Origin of the sequence: Microvirga terrae (assembly GCF_013307435.2) — a bacterium.
Lineage (GTDB): Bacteria > Pseudomonadota > Alphaproteobacteria > Rhizobiales > Beijerinckiaceae > Microvirga > Microvirga terrae.
Map to the genome: position 1 here is coordinate 1,159,321 of NZ_CP102845.1, position 18,534 is coordinate 1,177,854.

16 protein-coding genes are annotated in these 18,534 nt (G+C 66.4%); 7 read left to right on the forward strand and 9 right to left on the reverse strand.

Going from position 1 to position 18,534, the window contains the following annotated elements; all coding sequences use genetic code 11:
* Nucleotides 1-35: 35 nt before the first annotated feature.
* Nucleotides 36-2,243 carry a malate synthase G gene (locus HPT29_RS05410; protein ID WP_173948475.1) on the forward strand — a complete coding sequence of 736 codons (2,208 nt, stop codon included), beginning with the start codon at nt 36-38 and terminating at the stop codon, nt 2,241-2,243.
* A gap of 37 nt (nt 2,244-2,280) precedes the next feature.
* Here HPT29_RS05410 and HPT29_RS05415 read toward each other — a convergent pair whose 3' ends face one another.
* Complete coding sequence (locus tag HPT29_RS05415; RefSeq protein ID WP_173948474.1) at nt 2,281-3,315, reverse strand: 5-oxoprolinase subunit C family protein; 1,035 nt, start codon at nt 3,313-3,315, stop codon at nt 2,281-2,283.
* Nucleotides 3,312-4,073: a 5-oxoprolinase subunit PxpB gene (gene pxpB, locus HPT29_RS05420; protein WP_173948500.1), complete on the reverse strand. Its 762-nt coding sequence runs from the start codon at nt 4,071-4,073 to the stop codon at nt 3,312-3,314. The genes HPT29_RS05415 and pxpB overlap by 4 nt, the downstream gene beginning before the upstream one ends.
* 185 nt (nt 4,074-4,258) lie before the next feature.
* Here pxpB and HPT29_RS05425 point away from each other — a divergent pair, with 185 nt between their 5' ends.
* Nucleotides 4,259-5,044: a 3-hydroxybutyrate dehydrogenase gene (locus tag HPT29_RS05425; RefSeq protein ID WP_173948473.1), complete on the forward strand. Its 786-nt coding sequence runs from the start codon at nt 4,259-4,261 to the stop codon at nt 5,042-5,044.
* 189 nt (nt 5,045-5,233) lie between these two features.
* On the opposite strand, the gene pip is transcribed toward HPT29_RS05425, so the two are convergent.
* Entirely contained in the window at nt 5,234-6,178 is a 945-nt protein-coding gene (pip, locus tag HPT29_RS05430; RefSeq protein ID WP_173948472.1) for a prolyl aminopeptidase, read from the reverse strand.
* A 170-nt stretch (nt 6,179-6,348) separates the two neighbouring features.
* Here pip and HPT29_RS05435 point away from each other — a divergent pair, with 170 nt between their 5' ends.
* From HPT29_RS05435 to HPT29_RS05450, 4 genes are all read left to right on the forward strand, one after another.
* Nucleotides 6,349-7,422, forward strand: a complete 1,074-nt coding sequence (locus HPT29_RS05435; RefSeq protein WP_173948471.1) for an extracellular solute-binding protein — start codon at nt 6,349-6,351, stop codon at nt 7,420-7,422.
* Nucleotides 7,423-7,597: 175 nt separating this feature from the next.
* Complete coding sequence (locus HPT29_RS05440; RefSeq protein ID WP_173948470.1) at nt 7,598-8,695, forward strand: ABC transporter ATP-binding protein; 1,098 nt, start codon at nt 7,598-7,600, stop codon at nt 8,693-8,695.
* Nucleotides 8,692-9,561 (forward strand): ABC transporter permease, encoded by an 870-nt coding sequence (locus HPT29_RS05445; protein WP_173948469.1) that lies wholly within the window; start codon nt 8,692-8,694, stop codon nt 9,559-9,561. The genes HPT29_RS05440 and HPT29_RS05445 overlap by 4 nt, the downstream gene beginning before the upstream one ends.
* 4 nt (nt 9,562-9,565) lie before the next feature.
* Entirely contained in the window at nt 9,566-10,405 is an 840-nt protein-coding gene (locus HPT29_RS05450; RefSeq protein ID WP_173948468.1) for an ABC transporter permease, read from the forward strand.
* 144 nt (nt 10,406-10,549) lie between these two features.
* On the opposite strand, the gene HPT29_RS05455 is transcribed toward HPT29_RS05450, so the two are convergent.
* From HPT29_RS05455 to HPT29_RS05480, 6 genes are read right to left on the reverse strand one after another with little or no spacing between them, the layout of a single operon-like run.
* Entirely contained in the window at nt 10,550-11,617 is a 1,068-nt protein-coding gene (locus tag HPT29_RS05455) for a dipeptidase (protein WP_173948467.1), read from the reverse strand.
* 36 nt (nt 11,618-11,653) lie between these two features.
* Complete coding sequence (locus HPT29_RS05460; protein WP_173948466.1) at nt 11,654-12,433, reverse strand: ABC transporter ATP-binding protein; 780 nt, start codon at nt 12,431-12,433, stop codon at nt 11,654-11,656.
* A gap of 15 nt (nt 12,434-12,448) precedes the next feature.
* Nucleotides 12,449-13,285: an ABC transporter ATP-binding protein gene (locus HPT29_RS05465; RefSeq protein WP_173948465.1), complete on the reverse strand. Its 837-nt coding sequence runs from the start codon at nt 13,283-13,285 to the stop codon at nt 12,449-12,451.
* Nucleotides 13,282-14,214 carry an ABC transporter permease gene (locus HPT29_RS05470; protein ID WP_173948464.1) on the reverse strand — a complete coding sequence of 311 codons (933 nt, stop codon included), beginning with the start codon at nt 14,212-14,214 and terminating at the stop codon, nt 13,282-13,284. Before HPT29_RS05470 ends, HPT29_RS05465 begins: the two co-directional genes overlap by 4 nt.
* Nucleotides 14,214-15,272 carry an ABC transporter permease gene (locus HPT29_RS05475; protein WP_432807276.1) on the reverse strand — a complete coding sequence of 353 codons (1,059 nt, stop codon included), beginning with the start codon at nt 15,270-15,272 and terminating at the stop codon, nt 14,214-14,216. The genes HPT29_RS05470 and HPT29_RS05475 overlap by 1 nt, the downstream gene beginning before the upstream one ends.
* 7 nt (nt 15,273-15,279) lie before the next feature.
* On the reverse strand, nt 15,280-16,881 hold the full coding sequence (locus tag HPT29_RS05480; RefSeq protein ID WP_210272201.1) for an ABC transporter substrate-binding protein: 1,602 nt from the start codon (nt 16,879-16,881) through the stop codon (nt 15,280-15,282).
* Nucleotides 16,882-17,079: 198 nt separating this feature from the next.
* On the opposite strand from HPT29_RS05480, the gene argH reads away from it, so the two are divergent.
* Nucleotides 17,080-18,480, forward strand: coding sequence for an argininosuccinate lyase (argH, locus tag HPT29_RS05485; RefSeq protein WP_371823207.1), 1,401 nt, complete (start codon nt 17,080-17,082; stop codon nt 18,478-18,480).
* Nucleotides 18,481-18,534 lie beyond the last annotated feature (54 nt).

Sequence of the window (18,534 nt, forward strand, 5' to 3'; positions counted from 1 at the left end):
AAGGCAATGTCCTTTAGCCACCGAAAGCGGGAACGATGACGCGCGTCCAGACGAACGGCCTCCAGGTTGCATCGGTTCTTCACGATTTCATCGAACGGGAGGCGATTGCCGGCACGGGGCTTTCGAGCGCCGTCTTCTGGAGCGGCCTCGCCGGGCTCGTCCGGGATTTCGCGCCCCGCGACCGCGAGCTTCTGGCCGTCCGGGACAGGATCCAGGCGCAGATCGACGAGTACCACCGCGGCCGGGCCGGCAAGGCCTTCGATCAGGCGGATTACGAGCGTTTCCTGCGCGACATCGGCTACGTTCTGCCCGAGCCTGAGGATTTCACCGTCCAGACACAGCATGTGGACGACGAGATCGCCCGGATCGCCGGCCCCCAGCTCGTGGTGCCGGTCTCCAATGCCCGCTATGCGCTCAACGCCGCCAATGCCCGCTGGGGCAGTCTCTATGACGCGCTCTACGGCACCGACGCCATCCCGGAGGAGGACGGCGCCCCCCGGTCCGGCGGCTACAACAAGGCCCGCGGCGCCAAGGTCGTCGAGCGCGCCCGCGAGGTGCTGGACCGGGCGGCGCCGCTCGCCGCCGGCAGCCACCGGGACGCGGTTTCCTATGCGGACCAGGGCGGGGCGCTCTTCGTCACCCTGCAGGACGGCACCGAGACCGGCCTGATCGATCCGACCCAGTTCATCGGCTACCAGGGCGAGGCGGCCAACCCGACCTCCGTGCTCCTGCGCCACAACAACCTGCACCTGGACATCCGCATCGACCGCTCGCACCCGATTGGCGCCGAGGATCCCGCCGGCATCGCCGACGTGGTGCTGGAATCGGCCATTTCCACGATCATGGACCTGGAGGACTCGGTCGCCGCGGTGGATGCTGAGGACAAGGTGCAGATCTATCGCACCTGGCTCGGGCTCATGAAGGGCGACCTCGTCGAGACCTTCGAGAAGGGCGGCAAGACCGTCGAGCGCCACCTCAACCCGGACCGGGTCTACACCATGCCCAATAGCGGCGAACTGCGCCTGCACGGGCGCAGCCTCATGCTGGTGCGCAACGTGGGCCACCACATGTTCACCGATGCGGTGCTGGACGAGGAAGGCCGGGACATCCCCGAGACCATCCTCGACGCCGCCGTCACGTCGCTCATCGCCATCCACGACCTGAAGGGCTCCGGGCCGATCCGCAACAGCCGCGCGGGCTCGGTCTACATCGTGAAACCCAAGATGCACGGGCCCGACGAGGTCGCCTTCGCGAACGATCTCTTCGCCGCCGTCGAGGACATGCTGGGGCTTGCCCGCAACACGCTGAAAATGGGCATCATGGACGAGGAGCGGCGCACCACCGTCAACCTCAAGGCCTGCATCAAGGCGGCGAGCGACCGCATCGTGTTCATCAACACGGGCTTCCTCGACCGTACCGGCGACGAGATCCACACGTCCATGGAAGCCGGCCCGATGATCCGCAAGAACGACATGAGGTCGACCGCCTGGATCAAAGCCTACGAAGACAACAACGTGGATGTGGGCCTCCTCTGCGGCCTGCCCGGCAAGGCACAGATCGGCAAGGGCATGTGGGCGGCGCCTGACAAGATGGCCGACATGCTGGCGCAGAAGATCGGCCATCCGCAGGCCGGCGCCAACACCGCCTGGGTGCCGTCGCCCACCGCGGCGACGCTTCATGCGCTGCACTACCACGAGATTGACGTTCCCGTGCGCCAGGAGGAGCTGAAGGAGCGTCCGCGCGCGAAGCTCACCGACATCCTGACCATTCCGGTGTCGCAGTCGAACTGGGCGCCGGACGCGGTGCAGCAGGAGCTCGACAACAACTGCCAGGGCATCCTGGGCTACGTGGTGCGCTGGATCGACCAGGGCGTCGGCTGCTCCAAGGTGCCGGACATCCACGATGTCGGCCTGATGGAGGATCGGGCCACCTTGCGCATCTCGAGCCAGCACATCGCCAACTGGCTGCGCCACAGCATCGTGTCCAAGGACCAGGTGATGGAGACCCTGCGCCGCATGGCGGCCGTGGTGGACCGGCAGAACGGGGGCGACCCGCTCTATCGTCCGATGACGCCGAAATTCGAGGGCCCGGCCTGGAACGCCGCCTGCGATCTGATCTTCAAGGGCGCGGAACAGCCCAACGGCTACACCGAATGGATCCTGCACGCGCGCCGCCGCGAGGCCAAGGCCGCTGGAGCGCCGGACCGCAGCGAGGAAAGCGGCGTCAAGACAAAAGCGAAATAAGCAGACCAGGGCGTCGCGGGTGCGGCGCCCTTTTCGTTCAATCGTTCACGTCGGCCGGGGCGGGCGCGAGCGCGTCGACCGTGCCGCCGATCAGGTTGCGGCTCAACAGATGCTCGGTCGTGAGCGCGAATCGCACGGGCGTCAGGCTCGCGGGCAAAGACGCGATCCAGTCCTTGAGCCGGCGTGCGGCCGCGACGGCCGCGTCCCGCTCCACCGCCTCGAAGCGCAGGCCCATCCCCGGGCGCAGCTGCGCGAAACGGGCGAGATCGGCGCTGATCACCGTGGCTATCTTCGGGTAGCCCCCGGCCGTTTGCCGGTCGCGCATGAGCACGATGGGCTGGCCGCTGCCCGGCACCTGAATATGGCCGTCCACGATCCCGTCCGACACGATGTTGAAGCCCCGGGAATGCTCGAGGCGCGGACCGGTGAGCTGGAAGCCCATGCGGTCGGCCTGCGGGCTGACGGTGAATTCACTTTCCAGAAGCAACGAAATAGTTTCCGGCGTGAAATAATCGTCCTGCGGGCCGAGCATGACCCGGATCGGGCCCGTCTCCTCCAGGAGGTCGACGGCAAGCTGCATCGGCTCGCGGTCCTGGGCCTCGGGGAGGGCGGGGAGGCGATCTCCCGCCTTCAGAGGCGAGCCTTTCAGGCCGCCGAGCCGGGAGCGCAGATGGAACGAGAGGCTCCCGAGTTCCGGCTCGACCGCAATGCCGCCGGCGACCGCCAGATACGCGAAGGTGCCGGTGCGCGGATGGCCGACCTCCAGACTTTGCCCCTCCTTGAGCACGACGGAGGTCTGCGGCGCAACGGGCGTTCCGTCGATGCTCAGCGAGCATCCGGCGCCCGCGAGCGCCACGTGCAGGTCCCCGCCCTCGCAGGTGAACGCGCCGCCGAGATTCATGAATTCCACGGCCGCCGTCTCGGGCGGGTTGCCGACGAGGGTGTTCGCCACGGCCAGGGCGCGGCGGTCCATGGCTCCGGACGGGGAGACGCCGAAGCCCTGGTAGCCGATGCGCCCGCGATCCTGCAGGCTCGTCATGGGGCCGCAGGATTTGATGACGAGATCGGTCATGGGCGCACCTCCTCGGCGACCGGCTCTCCGGCCCGGACGGCCTTCTCCAGGGCCTCCCAGCGCGAGGCGTCGACGGGTTCGAACACGATCTCGTCGCCGGCCGCGAACAGGAAGACCGGATCGCGCCCGGGCGCATAGGGCCGGACGGGCGTCAGGCCGAGATTGTGCCAGCCGCTCGGCATGTCCATGGGGGCGATCCCCGCCTGCTCGCCGCCGATCATGATCGTGCCGGCCGGGATCTTGGCCCGAGGATGGAGCCGCCGCGACGTGGCGATCCGCCTGTCGAGGCCGCCGAGATAGGTGAAGCCCGGCAGGAAGCCGATCATGTAGATCCGGTAGACGGCCGAGGAATGGATCTCGATCACCTGGCTGGGCGTCAGGCCGTGCAGGCCCGCGACCTCGTCGAGATCGATGCCGTATTCGCCGCCATAGACCACCGGCACGCGCCAGCGCCGGCCGACCGCCCTGCGCGGGGCCAGGTCCTTCGTCGCGTCACCCAGGAGCCCGGTGAGGGCGTCGAAATCCGTCGTCGCCGGATCGAACTGGATCGTGAGGGAACGGTAGGTCGGCACCGTCTCGATCAGGCCGGCGGGAGCCTGCGCCCTGACGATGGCGTCCAGCGCCAGAACCATCCCGTTGATGTCCGGGTCGATCGTCTCTCCGAACTCGACGGTCACGGCACTGTCGCCGCAGGGAAGTATTTTCGGTGTCGGCACGAGGCACCTGTTGACGATCCGGAACGGCCCGACATCCCGCATCTCATATTGCCGACGATCCGGCAACGGGGCGTCGATCCAAGGCGCCATGCGTCGGAAGCAGATGAGGGCCTTGCCGGGGGATCATCCCGGCATGCTTCTTTTTGCTAGGCTCACCCCGGCGGCGCCCTCCGTGGTATGCCACCCTTGCAATGATGCCTGGAGCCCAGGCTTTGATGGAGTAGAGCATGACTTTGACATCCAGGACAGCCGTCGTGACCGGCTCGACCAGCGGCATCGGCCTCGCCATCGCCCGGGCCTTCGCAAAGGAAGGCGCCAACGTGGTCATCAACGGCTTCGGCGATGCGGATGCCATCGAGAAGGAGCGGGCCGGCATCGAGAGCGAGTTCGGCGTCAGGGCAATCTATTCGGCGGCCGACATGTCGAAGCCGCACGAGATCGAGGAGATGATCCGCCTCGCCGAGCGGACCTTCGGGGGCGTCGACATCCTGGTCAACAATGCGGGCATCCAGTTCGTCTCGCCGGTGGAAAATTTCCCGGTCGAGAAATGGGACCAGATCATCGCGATCAATCTCTCGTCCGCGTTCCATGCCATCCGTGCCGCCGTGCCCGGCATGAAGGCGCGCAAATGGGGCCGCATCATCAACACGGCCTCGGCCCATTCGCTCGTCGCCTCGCCGTTCAAGTCGGCCTATGTGGCGGCCAAGCACGGCATCGCGGGCCTCACCAAGACGGTGGCCCTCGAGGTGGCGACCGACGGCATCACGGTCAACTGCATCAGCCCCGGCTATGTCTGGACGCCGCTTGTCGAGAAGCAGATTCCCGACACTATGAAGGCGCGCAACATGACCAAGGAGCAGGTGATCAACGACGTGCTCCTCGAAGCCCAGCCCACCAAGCAGTTCGTGGCCGTCGATCAGGTGGCGGCGCTCGCCGTGTTCCTGTGCTCGGACGCCGCGAGCCAGATGTCGGGCGCCAACCTGTCCATGGATGGCGGCTGGACGGCGAAGTAAGAGCTGCAACGCTATTGTGGGTGTTGCCTCGCACTGCCCGGTACAACCCTCTCACGTCATCACCGGGCTTGTCCCGGTGATCCCACTTGTTTGAGACCCGCGCTTTTCCCATCGAGATGGCCGGCACGAAGCCGGCCATGACGTGCGGAGGACGACGGGAGGGTTGCGTCGCGTCGGACGGCGTCCGCCCTAAATCTGTGCGAACGCGTCCGTCGCCTCGATGAGATAATGCGTGATCCCAGGCTCGCTCACCGCGTGGCCGGCGTCCGGCACCATGATAAAGCGGGCTTCCGGCCAGGCCTTGTGCAGATCCCAGGCGGTCTTCGGCGGGGTCGCGATGTCGTAGCGGCCCTGGATGATCACGCCCGGAATGTCTTTCAGCCGGTGGGCGTCGCGGATGAGCTGCCCTTCCTCGAACCAGCCCTCATGGACGAAGTAGTGGTTCTCGATCCGGGCGAACGCCACCGCGTAGTGCTCGTCGCCGAACTGGTCGCTGTAATCCTGATTGTGCAGGAGCGTGATCGTCTCGCCCTCCCAAAGGCTCCAGGCCCTGGCGGCCTTCGCCCGGACGGCCGGATCGGGATCGATCAGGCGCCTGCGATAGGCGGCCATCAGGTCGCCGCGCTCGTCCTCTGGGATCGGCGCGAGGAAGCCCTCCCACTTGTCCGGGAAGATCCAGGAAGCGCCCTCCTGGTAGTACCAGAGCAGCTCCGGGCGACGGAGGGTGAAGATCCCGCGCAGCACCAGCTCGGTCACCCGCTCCGGATGGGTCTCGGCATAGGCCAGCGCCAGGGTCGAGCCCCAGGAGCCGCCGAACACCATCCACTTGTCCACACCGATCATGACGCGCAGGCGCTCGATATCGGCCACGAGATCCCAGGTGGTGTTGGCCTCCAGGCTGGCATAGGGGGTCGAGCGGCCGCAGCCGCGCTGATCGAAGAGCAGGATCCGGTATTTCTCCGGATCGAACAGCCTGCGCTGGGTCGGCGTGCAGCCGCCGCCCGGCCCGCCGTGAAGGAAAACCACGGGTTTTCCTTTCGGATTCCCGCACAATTCCCAATAGACCCGATGACCGTCGCCGACATCGAGCATGCCGTGATCGTAGGGTTCTATTTCGGGGTAGAAGGTGCGCATCGCGAAAGCTCCATCAAGGGAAGCATACCCATAGCGGGGCGAGGGGAGGCTGTCAGCCGTCGAAGGGTTTATGAGCCGGCTTCGAACCCCCTAGCGCGTCGTTCAACTGTCATATAGTTTTGCAACTGGGGAACAAGGGCAAAAATGCCCAACCACATTGGAGGACGAGGATGTTGACGAAACGCGCCGGCTTGAAGCTGGCTACGGCACTGGCCGCTCTCATGGTCGTCGGCTCGGCGCAGGCCGCCGAGAAGCTGCGGCTCCTGACCTGGGCCGATTACGTTCCGAAGGACGTGATGGACCAGTTCACCAAGGAAACCGGCATCGAGGTCGAGGTTACGCTCTCGAACAACGAGGAGATGATCTCGAAGCTCCGCGCCACGCAGGGCGCCGGCTTCGATCTGGTCCAGCCCAGCCAGGACCGCATCGCCGGCCCTCAGGCGGAGTTCGGCATCTACAAGCCGCTCGACCTGTCCAAGCTCAAGTCGGATCAGTTCATCGCGTCCATGCTGGAAGCGACCAAGAAGAACACCACCGTCGAGGGCAAGGTCTACGGCGTTCCCCACATCTGGGGCACGGACGGTCTCATCGTGAACACCAAGGCGGCCCCGAAGGTCGCCGATTACAACGATCTCTGCGATCAGGCCCTGGCCGGCAAGACCAGCTTCCGCGCCAAGCGCCCGGCGCTCATCGCGTTCGCCTTCGCCAACGGCATGGACCCGTTCGCGTCCTATAACGACCCGAAGGCCTACACGGCCATGATGGACAAGGTCGGGGCCAAGCTCGCCGAGTGCACGAAGAGCGTGAAGTTCTTCTGGGACGGCAAGGACCAGCTCCTCAACGCCCTCCGGTCCGGCGAGGTGGTGGCCGCCATGGCCTGGGACACGGGCGGGTGGAAGCTCAACTCCGAGAACCAGGACATCAAGTTCATCGCGCCCAAGTCCGGCGCCCTGGGCTGGGTCGACACCTTCGCGATCCCGGCCAAGGGCCGCAACGACGACGCGGCCTACAAGTGGATCAACTTCAACATGAAGCCCGAGGTGGCCGCGAAGGTCGCGGCCTCGGCGGGCAACTTCACCGCGTCGAACGGCGCCGACAAGCTCATGCAGGGCAAGCTGAAGGACCAGTTCGCCGAGAGCTTCCCGAAGGCCGCCATCGACAACATCAAGTGGTATCCGGCGGTGCCGGCCGGCATCGAGGAGATCGAGGGCAAGGTCCTCGACCGCCTGAAGGCCGGTTCGTAAAAGCCCATCCTGGAGTATCATCATCCCCCGGCAGGCATCGGATCCCAAAAGTGGACACCACTTTTGGGATCCATCCGATGCTCGTTTCCAAAGCGCGTCGTTCGAGGCGGAAAGCCGGTCCCACGTTTCCGCCCGATGCGCTTGCCCGGGGGATGATCTTTTGCGCGGCAGCGTCATGGCAGATTCAACCCATCCTGCAAACGATCTCGACATCGTCGGCGTCACCAAGCGCTTCGGCGGCCATGCGGCCGTCGACGACGTGACGTTCGGCGTCGCCCCCGGCGAGTTCTTCTCGATCCTCGGGCCGTCCGGCTGCGGCAAGACCACCCTGATGCGCATGATCGCCGGGTTCGAGCATCCGACGTCCGGGGACATCCGCATCCGCGGGCAGTCGATGATCGGCGTTCCGGCCAACCGGCGCCCGGTCAACATGGTGTTCCAGAGCCTCGCGCTCTTTCCGATGATGAGCGTGGGCGAGAACGTGGCCTATGGGCTCGTCTGCCGCGGCATGCCGCGCGAGGACGCGCGAGGACGCGCCGAGCGCATGCTGGAGCGCGTCGGCCTCAAGGGATTCGGCGGACGGCGTGTGACGGCCCTGTCCGGCGGCCAGCGGCAGCGCGTGGCCATCGCCCGCTGCCTCGTGCTCGAGCCCACCCTCGTGCTCCTCGACGAGCCTCTCGGGGCGCTCGATCTCAAGCTGCGCGAGCACATGAAGATCGAGCTGAAGCAGCTGCAGAGCACCTTCAACACCACCTTCGTGTACATCACGCACGACCAGTCGGAAGCGCTCGTCATGTCCGACCGCATCGCCGTGATGAACCAGGGGAAATTCGAGCAGGTGGGAAGCCCGCGCGAGCTCTACCACAACCCGGCCACGCCCTTCGTGGCGAGCTTCGTGGGCGAGACGAACCGCCTGCAGGGCGAGATCGTGTCGTCGTCGGACGGAACGGTCGCGCTGCAGCTGCCGTCCGGCACGGTGACGCAAGGAACGGGCCGCGTCCCGCAGGCCTCCGCCGTCGCCTTCGTGCGGCCGGAATCGATCGCGCTCGCTCCGAGCCAGCCGGCCTTGCGCGATCTCCCGAACCGCTTCGAGGGCCGGGTCTCGGCGGTGCTCTTCGACGGGGCCAATTCGAGCCTGCTCATCGACACCCTGGGCTTCGAGCAGCCGGTACGCGCCGTGCTGCCGCAGGCGGGCCCCCTGGCGGGGATCGAGGTCGGTGCGCCGATCCATGTGGGCTGGGCGGCGGACGCCATGAGGGTCTTTTCAGCATGATGACGAAGCAGGCCTCGCGCCTCACGCTCTTCCTGCTGCTGGCGCCCGCGATCCTGTGGCTCGGGCTCCTCATCGTGCTGCCGCACGTGGAGATCCTCGTCCTGTCGTTCAGCGAGCGGGTGGCCCCGCGGGTCTATGCCTTCGGGTTCGGGAACTATCTCGAGTTCTTCACCGAGCCGCTCTACTGGCGCACCTTCGCGCGCACCGCCTTCATGTCGATCCTGGTCACGGCGCTCACCCTCGTGCTCGCCTTTCCGATCGCGCTCTACATCGCCCGGGTGGCGCGGGGACGCGTCAAGGCGATGCTGCTGCTGCTCTGCCTCCTGCCGTTCTGGGTGTCGGAGCTGGTGCGCACGCTCGGCTGGATGATGCTGCTGCGCGAGACCGGCGTCATCTCCTATGCGCTGCGGGCCGTCGGCCTCGCCGACAAGCCGGTGGAGCTGCTCTACAACGACGGCGCCGTGATCCTCGGCCTCGTCTATGGCGGGCTGCTGTTCATGATCGTGCCGCTCGCCAATGCGCTGGAGAGCCTGGAGCCCGCCGTCGTCGAGGCGGGGTTCGATCTCGGCGGCAGCCGATGGACGGTGCTGCGCCGGATCGTCATCCCCCACGCGATGCCCGGCATCGTGGCGGGCTCGATCATCGTGTTCATGCTCACCGTGGGCAATTTCGCCACGCCGGTGCTGCTCGGCGGCAAGAACGGCCTGTGGTTCACCGAGCAGATCTACGCGCAGTTCATCACGCGCTTCAACTGGCCCCAGGGCGCGGCCTTCGGCATGCTGCTTCTGCTGCTCTCGTCAGCCATCGTGTGGCTGGGCCTGCGCCTCACCGGCCAGAGCCTCGGCTCCACCCTGAAGCAGGCGTGATCCCATGAAGCGACCGTCCCTCGTCTGGAAGCTCTACATCGCGGCGTTCTACCTGTTCCTGTTCGCGCCGCTGCTGGTCGTGGCGATTTTCGCCTTCAACGCGAGCCCGTTTCCGTCGCCGCCCTGGCGCGGCTTCACGCTCGAATGGTTCACCGGCTCCGGGGCTGTCTTCGGCAAGCCGGGCGTGCTGGCCGATCCGATCTGGCTGAGCAGCATCGGCAACAGCTTCAGGGTCGCGATCCCGGTGGCGCTCCTCGCCGTTCTGCTGGGCACCGTCAACGCCTGGGTGCTGGAGCGGGCCGAGTTTCGCGGCAAGACCTTACTCGCCATGATGATGCTCTGGCCGCTCGTGATCCCGGGCGTGGTGCTCGGCATCTCGATCCTCGCCTTCTTCTCGCGCGTGGCGAACGGGCTTGAGGATTTTTTCCAGACCGATCTCGATCTCCTGCGCCCCGGACTCCCGCTCGTGATCCTGGGGCAGCTCTCCTTCATCCTCACGATCGCGACGCTCATCATCGCGGCGCGCCTGCGCAAGTTCGACCGCTCGCTCGAGGAGGCCGCCTTCGATCTGGGCGCCAGCCGCGCCAGGGTGCTGCGCACGATCACGATGCCGTTCCTGAGCCCCGCGCTCATCGGCGCCGGGCTCGTGTCGCTGCTGATGTCGTTCGAGAACTTCAACACGACTCTGATGCTCGTCGGGTCCGAGCCGCCTTTGCCCATCACCATGTACGGCCAGATGCGCGAGGGCGCGACGCCGGCGATCAACGCGGTGAGCCTGCTGCTGATGCTCGGCGTCGGCGGCATCGCGAGCATCTTCGCGCTCACGTCGAAGGCGGAGCGGTAAGGGGCCGCCCACGTCATCACCGGCCTTGTGCCGGTGATCCCGATCGGAAAGGTACACCGCTCTTCCAATCGGGATGGCCGGGACAAGCCCGGCCATAACGGAGGAGGGAAGCGGATCGTCTCGGTAAGATAGGGGGCAGGGGCGCTACCGCCCCCAGGTGCGCTCCAGGACGTTCACCCAGTTCTCGTAGCAGAGCTTGCGCAGGGTGGCCTCGTCATAGCCGTGGCGGCGCATGGCGTCCACGAGGCGGGGCAGGCCGCGCACGTCGCCGATCTCGGCCGGGATCGTCGCTCCGTCGAAATCCGAGCCCAGGCCCACGCCCTCGACGCCCACATGCTCGATCAGGTGATCCATGTGGCGGATCATCTCCTCGAGCGGCGTGTCGTCGTTGCGCTGGCCGTCGGGACGGATGAACGAGGTGGCGAAGTTCACGCCCACCATGCCGCGGCTCTCGCGGATGGCCGCGAGCTGCTTGTCCGTGAGGTTACGCGAGTGCTGGCAGATCTCCCAGGCATTGGAATGGGTGGCGACGAGCGGCGCGTCCGAGAGCCGGGCCACGTCCCAGAATCCCTTCTCGTTCAGGTGCGAGAGGTCGATCATGATCTTGAGCCGGTTGCAGGTGCGCACCAGGGCGAGCCCGCGATCGGTGAGGCCCGGACCCGTGTCGGGCGTCGAGGGATAGCTGAACGGCACCCCGTGGCCGAAGATGTTGGGGCGGCTCCAGACCGGCCCGATGGAGCGCAGGCCGCTCTCGTAGAGCACGTCGAGCAGATGCAGGTCCGGGTCGATGCCCTCCGCGCCCTCGATGTGCAGGATGGCCGCGAGCCTGCCGGCATCGATGCACTGGCGGATGTCGGCGGCGCTGCGGCAGATCTTCACCTCGCCCTTCGAGGCGCGCTCGATCCGGATGAGCAGCGAGGCCATGTGCACGGTGACCTGCTGGCTCGTCGCCAGGGAGAGCTGGGGCGGCAGGGGCACGTCGTAGCGGGACTGGGTCATCAAGGCGTCCACGTCCACACCGACGCTGTCGGACGGCACGTAAACGGCGAAGAACCCGCCAATGAGCCCGCCTTCCTTCATGCGCGGCCAGTCGAGATGCCCGATGTTGTCGCCTTCGAGAAAGGCCTGTTCCGGCTGGATCTTGCCGCGCATCAGGCGGAGGAGGACATCGTTGTGGCCGTCGAAGACCGGCATCAGGGGGGAGCGGGACATGGATTCGTGCCAAGCGGTTGGAAGTGAATGTCAGGGTCAGCCGGCCAGGGAGCGGGCCGGCTCTTTCGCGTCTCTCGTAAAACCCTGGCTCGCCTGGATCAGGGACTGGGTATACGCGTTCGAGGCCACCCCCGAGCGCAGGGCCGTGGATGTGGTCTCCTCGACGGCCTCGCCGTGGCGCATGACGAGAAGACGTTCGCACAGATGGGCCACGACCGCGAGATCGTGGCTCACCAGGATATAGGTCAGCCCCATCTTGCGGCGCAGGTCGTCGAGCAGGTTCAGGATCTCCGCCTGCACGGAGGCGTCGAGTGCCGAGGTCGGCTCGTCGAGGAGCAGGACCTTCGGGCGCAGGATCAGCGCTCGCGCGATGGCGATGCGCTGGCGCTGCCCGCCGGAGAGCTGGTGCGGATAGCGGAACCGGAAGGAGGGGCCCAGGCCCACCTCGCGCAGAGCCTGCAGAATGCGCGTCTCCGCGTCCTTTTCGCCGTGGATGGCGAGCGGTTCCGAGAGCGTGCGGTCGACCGTGTGGCGCGGGTGAAGCGACGCGTAGGGGTCCTGAAAGACCATCTGGACCGTGCGGTAGAACTCCTTGCCGCGCGGCGTGGTGACTTGCCGGCCCTCGACGAGGACGCGCCCGCTGGTGATCGGCGCCAGGCCGCAGATGGCGCGCAGGACTGTCGACTTGCCCGAGCCGGACTCGCCGACGAGCCCGTAGGCGGCGCCCGGCTCCACGTGGAAGCTCACGTCCTTGACCGCGTCGACCCTGAGGCGGCCCGTGCCGAAGACGACTTGAAGATTCTGAATATCGAGCATCGGATCAGTCACCGGTCACTGCGCCCAGGCGGGATCGCGGTTCAGGGTGGGGAGCGGACGAACGTCGTCCTTCAGGGTCGGCAGGCAGCGCATCAGCCCCTGCGTATAGGGGTGCTGCGCCTCGCGCAGGTTCTTCGCCTCGAGCTGCTCGACCACACGGCCGGCATACATCACCAGCACCCGGTCGCAGAAGGAGGAGACGAGCTTGAGGTCGTGCGAGATGAAGATCAGCCCCATGCCGCGCTCGGCGACGAGCTCGTCGAGGATGCGCAGCACCTCCATGGACACGGTCACGTCGAGGGCCGAGGTCGGCTCGTCGGCGATGAGCAGATCGGGATCGGTCACGAGCATCATGGCGATCATGGCGCGCTGGCCCATGCCGCCCGACACCTCGTGCGGGTAGAGGGAGAACACCCGGGCCGGATCGCGCATCTTCACGGCCTCCAGCATGGCGAGCGCCCGGTCGCGGGCCTCCCCACGGCCGGCCTTGGCGTGGGCCTGATAGGCCTCGATGATCTGCTCGCCGATGGTCATGACCGGGTTCAGCGAGTATTTCGGGTCCTGCATCACCATGCTGATGCGCCCGCCGCGCAGGGTGCGCAGGGTCCGCTTCGAGGCGGTGAGCAGGTCGATCCCGTCGAAGGCGAGGCGCTTGGCCGTGACCTCGCCCGGGGGAGGGGTCAACCCCAGGATGGCGCGGCCCGTCTGGGACTTGCCGGAGCCGGACTCGCCCACGATGCCGAGGCGTTCGCGGCCGAGCTGGAAGGACACGCCGCGCACCGCCTCCACGGTGCCGGTGCGCAGGTGGAAGCGGACGCGCAGGTCTTCGACGTCGAGAAGCGGCTTGGTCATTTGGCGGCCTTCGGATCGAGAACGTCGCGCAGGCCGTCGCCGAGCAGGTTGAAGCCGAGGCTCACCACGAAGATGGCCAGGCCCGGCATGGCGGCGACCCACCATTGGTCGATGAGGTAGTTGCGGCCGGTGGCCACCATGGCGCCCCATTCCGGCATCGGTGGCTGCGCCCCGAGGCCGAGGAAGCCGAGGCCCGCCGCCGTCAGGATGATGCCCGCCATGTCGAGCGTCACGCGCACGATGAGCGAGGACAGGCAGAGCGGCACCACATGCCCTAAGATGATGCGCGGCGTCGAGGCGCCTTGCAGCTTCACGGCCGCGATGAAGTCGCTGTTGCGGATCATCAGGGTCTCGGCGCGCGCGATGCGGGCGTAAGGAGGCCAGGACGTGATCGCGATGGCGATGATGGCGTTCTCGATGCCGGGTCCCAGGGCGGCCACGAAGGCGAGGGCCAGGACGAGGCGCGGGAAGGCCAGGAAGATGTCGGTGATCCGCATCAGCACCGTGTCGACCCAGCCGCCGAGATAGCCCGACACGGTGCCGACGAAGAGCCCGATGGGCGTTGCGATCAGGGCCACCAGCACCACGACGAACAGGGTGATGCGCGAGCCGTAGATGATGCGCGAGAAGATGTCGCGCGCCTGGTCGTCCGTGCCGAGCCAGAAAGTCTCGCTCGGCGGCAGCAGCCGCTGCGTGCGCAGGTCGCCGCCGGCGATGGGCGAATAAGGCGCGATGACGTCGGCGAAGAGCGCCACCAGGATCAGCAGGATCACGATGGCGAGGCCCACGACCGCGAGCGGGTTGCGGGTGAAGGCCCGCCAGCCGAGATAGAACCGGCCGAGGCGGGCCTGCCAGCGGGAATGCGGCTCGGCGGAGAGCAGCCAGGCCCGCCAGCCGTTCGGTTCGGAGAGAGCAGGGGAGCCGGCCATCAGCGGGTCCTCGGATCGAGCAAGCGGTAGAGCAGGTCGGACACGAGATTGAGCAGCACGAAGGCTGCCCCGATCACGAGGGTTCCGCCGAGCACCGCGTTCATGTCGGCGTTCTGCAGGGAATTGGTGATGTACTGGCCGAGACCCGGCCACGCGAAGACCGTCTCGGTGAGCACGGAGCCTTCGAGCAGGTTGGCATAGGAGAGGGCGATCACCGTGATCAGGGGCACGGCCGCGTTGCGCAGGGCGTGGCGCCAGATCACCCTGGCCTCCGACAGACCCTTCACCCGCGCGGCGATTACGTATTCCTGGGCCAGCTCGTTGAGCATGAACGAGCGCGTCATGCGGCTGATATAGGCAAGCGAGAAATAGCCCAGCAGGCAGGCCGGCAGGATGATGTGCGAGACCGCGTCCCAGAACGCGTCCCACTGGCCCTGCATGGCGGTGTCGAGCAGCACGATGTTGGTGACCGGCGTGTAGAGATAGGAATAGGTCACGTCGATGCGGCCCGGACCCGCCACCCAGCCGAGCTTGGCGTAGAACAGCAGCAGACCCATGAGGCCGAGCCAGAAGATCGGGATCGAGTAGCCGGCGAGGCCGAGCACGCGCACGAACTGGTCGATGAAGCTGCCGCGCTTGACCGCCGCGAGGACGCCGAGCGGAATGCCCACGATCACGCCGATCAGCGTGCCGAGCGTGGCGAGCTCCAGGGTGGCCGGAAACGCGTTGGCGATGTCCGTCAGCACCGGATTGGTGGTGAGCACCGAATTGCCGAAATCGCCCGTGACGGCCTTCTTCAGATAGATCCAGAACTGCTGGATGAGCGGCAGGTCGAGGCCGAGTTCCTGGCGGACGCGCTCGTACACCTGAGGGGAGGCCCGATCGCCCACGATGGCAATGACCGGATCGATCGGCACGACGCGGCCGATGAAGAAGGTGACGGCCACGAGGCCGAGAAGGGTCGTCGCCAGGACGATGACGAACTGGACGACTTTCTTAAGGAAGGAGCGGAGGGCACCGACGTGCCCTCCGCCCCCGCTCATGACTGCTGAAACCATCGAAGCGTCAGTTCTTCTTCGCCTGGGACACGTCGTTGTCGCTGAAGGAGGGGCCGAGGACGAAGTTGTCCACGTTCTTGCGCACGGCCGCCACTTCGGTCTGCTGCAGGAAGATCACGAACGGACCGTCGTCGAGAACCGACTTCTGCAGCTCCTTGTACGTCTGCGCGCGCTTCTCCGCATCGCGCTCCATCACGGCCGCGCGGGTCTTGGCGGTCAGCGGCCCCGGATCCCAGGCGTTGCGCCAGGCGAGCGGCTTGGCCTTCGCATTGTCCGAGTTGTCGTCGTTGGCCGCAAAGGTGTCCGCGTTGGAGTTCGGGTCCTGATAGTCCGAGCCCCAGTTGCCGATATAGATGTCCTGCTGGCGAGCCCGGTACTTGGTCAGGGCCTGCTTGGAATCCATCGGCAGGATCTCGAGCTTGATGCCGGCCTGGGCGAAGGTCGCCTGCATGGCCTGGGCGATGCCCATGATCTCGGAGGTGGAGCGGGTGTCCATGGTGACCGAGAACCCGTCCTTCAGGCCGGCCTTGGCCAGCAGCTCCTTCGCCTTGGCGACGTCGAGCTTGTACGGATTGTTGGTCTCGGCGCCCAGGAAGCCCTTGGGCAGGAAGTTCTGGTGAACGTCACCCTTGTACTTCATGATGGTGTCGGCGATCGCCTGATAGTCGACCAGGTACTTCAGCGCCTGCCGGACCTCGGGCTTGGCGAGGTTCGGGTTCTTCTGGTTCAGGCCGAGATAGTAGACCGTGCCCTTGGGCGCGCTCGCGATCTTGATGTCCTGGTTCTTGGACACCGCGGTAATCTCTTCCGGATTCAGGTTGCGCGCCACGTCGATATCGCCCTTCTCGAGCAGGAGGCGCTGGCTCGCGGTCTCCTTGATGTGGCGGAAGATCACGCGGGCGAGGGGCGTCTTCTTCTCGTAGTTCGGGTTGCGCTCGAGGACCAGGACCTCGTTGGCCTTCCAGTCGCGCATGATGTACGGGCCGGAGCCGGCATATTTGGTCTTCAGCCAGTTATAGCCCCAGTCGCCGTCCTTCTCGTTCTGCACGAGAAGCTTCTTGTCGACGATCGACGCGACCGAGTTGCCCAGGCAGTAGAGGACGAGCGTCGGCGCGTAGGGCTTGTCGACCTCGACGGTGAGCTCGAGCGGGCCGGTCTGCTTGATCTTGTCCTTCACGTTGTCCTTCGTGAAGCCGAACTGGCCCAGGATGAAGGCCGGCGACTTGTCGAGCGACACGGCGCGGTGGAGCGAGTAGACCACGTCCTCGGCCGTGATCGGGTTGCCGGAGGCGAACTTCCGGTTGGGCTTCAGCTTGAACGTGTAGGTCTTGCCGTCCGGCGAGACGGTCCAGGATTCGGCCACCTGCCCGTAGATCTTCGACACGTCCTTCACGTCGTAGGCAACCAGACGCTCATAGGTGTTGCCCATGATCTCGGAGGCGCTGAACTCGAATACCTCGGCGGGATCCAGGGAGATGATGTCGTCGCTCTGCCAGGCCTGGACCAGGGTGTCCGGCGGAGTCGCCGCCATAACGGCGGAGAAGGAGGTCGCCATGGTGGCAACCAGAGCAGCGGATAGGAGAAATTTCGGAAGTCGCTTCATGGCCATTCCCTTCGGCGCTCTAAGCGCCTGTTGTTGCGCCAGTATGAATGCAAATCACACAAAAGATGTCGAGTCCAGCAACTGGTTTTAAACTGGCAAACATTGCGCAGGCTGCCCATCGGGAGGGCAGACGGCGATCCGGCTTGGCCTCGGGGGGCAAAGTGTGGCAAAGGCGAGCCCGACCCTCTTTCTGGATGAACACCCGTGTCTGAAGAAGCCAAGAAATCCGGTGCCAACACCATGTGGGGCGGGCGGTTCTCGTCCTCGCCCAGCGCCCTCATGGAGGCCATCAACGCGTCCATCGATTTCGACAAGCGCCTGGCTTCCCAGGACATCCAGGGCTCCATCGCCCACAGCGCCATGCTGGCAAAGCAGGGAATCATCGCCGAGAGCGACCGGGACGCCATTCATCAGGGGCTCCAGCGGGTCCTGGGCGAGATCGAGTCCGGCTCCTTCACCTTCTCGACAGCGCTCGAAGACATCCACATGAACGTGGAAAGCCGGCTGCGCGAGATCGTCGGCGATCCGGCCGCCCGCCTGCACACGGCCCGCAGCCGCAACGACCAGGTCGCCACCGACACCCGGCTCTGGGTGCGCGAGGCCCATGACCGGACCGACGAGCAGCTGACCATCCTGATCAGGGCGCTCCTCGACAAGGCCGAGGCCCATGCCGCCACGGTGATGCCGGGTTTCACCCACCTCCAGAGCGCCCAGCCGGTGACCTTCGGGCACCACCTGATGGCCTATGTGGAGATGTTCGGCCGGGACCGCGGCCGATTTCGGGATTCCCGCCGGCGCCTGAACGAGTGCCCCCTCGGGGCAGGTGCACTCGCCGGCACGTCCTTCCCCATCGACCGGCACATGACCGCCAAGGCGCTCGGCTTCGACGGCCCGACCCGCAATTCGCTGGACACGGTCTCGGACCGGGACAGCCTCCTGGAGTTCATGGCGGCGGCTTCCATTTGCGCCGTCCATCTGTCACGTTTGGCGGAAGAAATCATCATTTGGATGTCAGCTCCCTTCGGCTTCGTCCGCCTGCCGGACCGCTGGACCACCGGGTCCAGCATGATGCCGCAGAAGCGCAATCCCGACGCCGCCGAGCTGGTGCGCGGCAAGAGCGGCCGCGTGGTCGGCTCCCTGGTCTCCCTCCTGACCGTCATGAAGGGCCTGCCGCTCGCCTATGCGAAGGACACCCAGGAGGACAAGGAACCGCTCTTCGATGCCGCTGACACCATCGAGATCGTGCTGGCCGCCATGACCGGCATGATCCAGGACCTGGAGCCGGTGCCCGAGCGCATGGCCGCGGTGGCCGGGGCGGGTTTCTCCACAGCGACCGATCTCGCCGACTGGCTGGTGCGCAGCCTCGACATCCCGTTCCGGGACGCCCATCACGTCACGGGCCGCATCGTCTCGGAGGCGGAGAAGCGTGGCTGCACCCTCGAGGAGCTGCCCCTGGACGCCATGCAGGCCGTTGAGCCGAAGATCCACCAGGGCATCTACGACGTGCTCGGGGTCGAGAACTCCGTCCGCTCCCGCACGAGCTTCGGCGGAACGTCTCCGGTCCGCGTCGCCGAGCAGGTCGCCTGGTGGCGTGAGCGGGTCTGACCGGCTCGCCCATTAACCCTTGTTTTCTAGGCCCAGGAGGAACGGTCCCCGAGG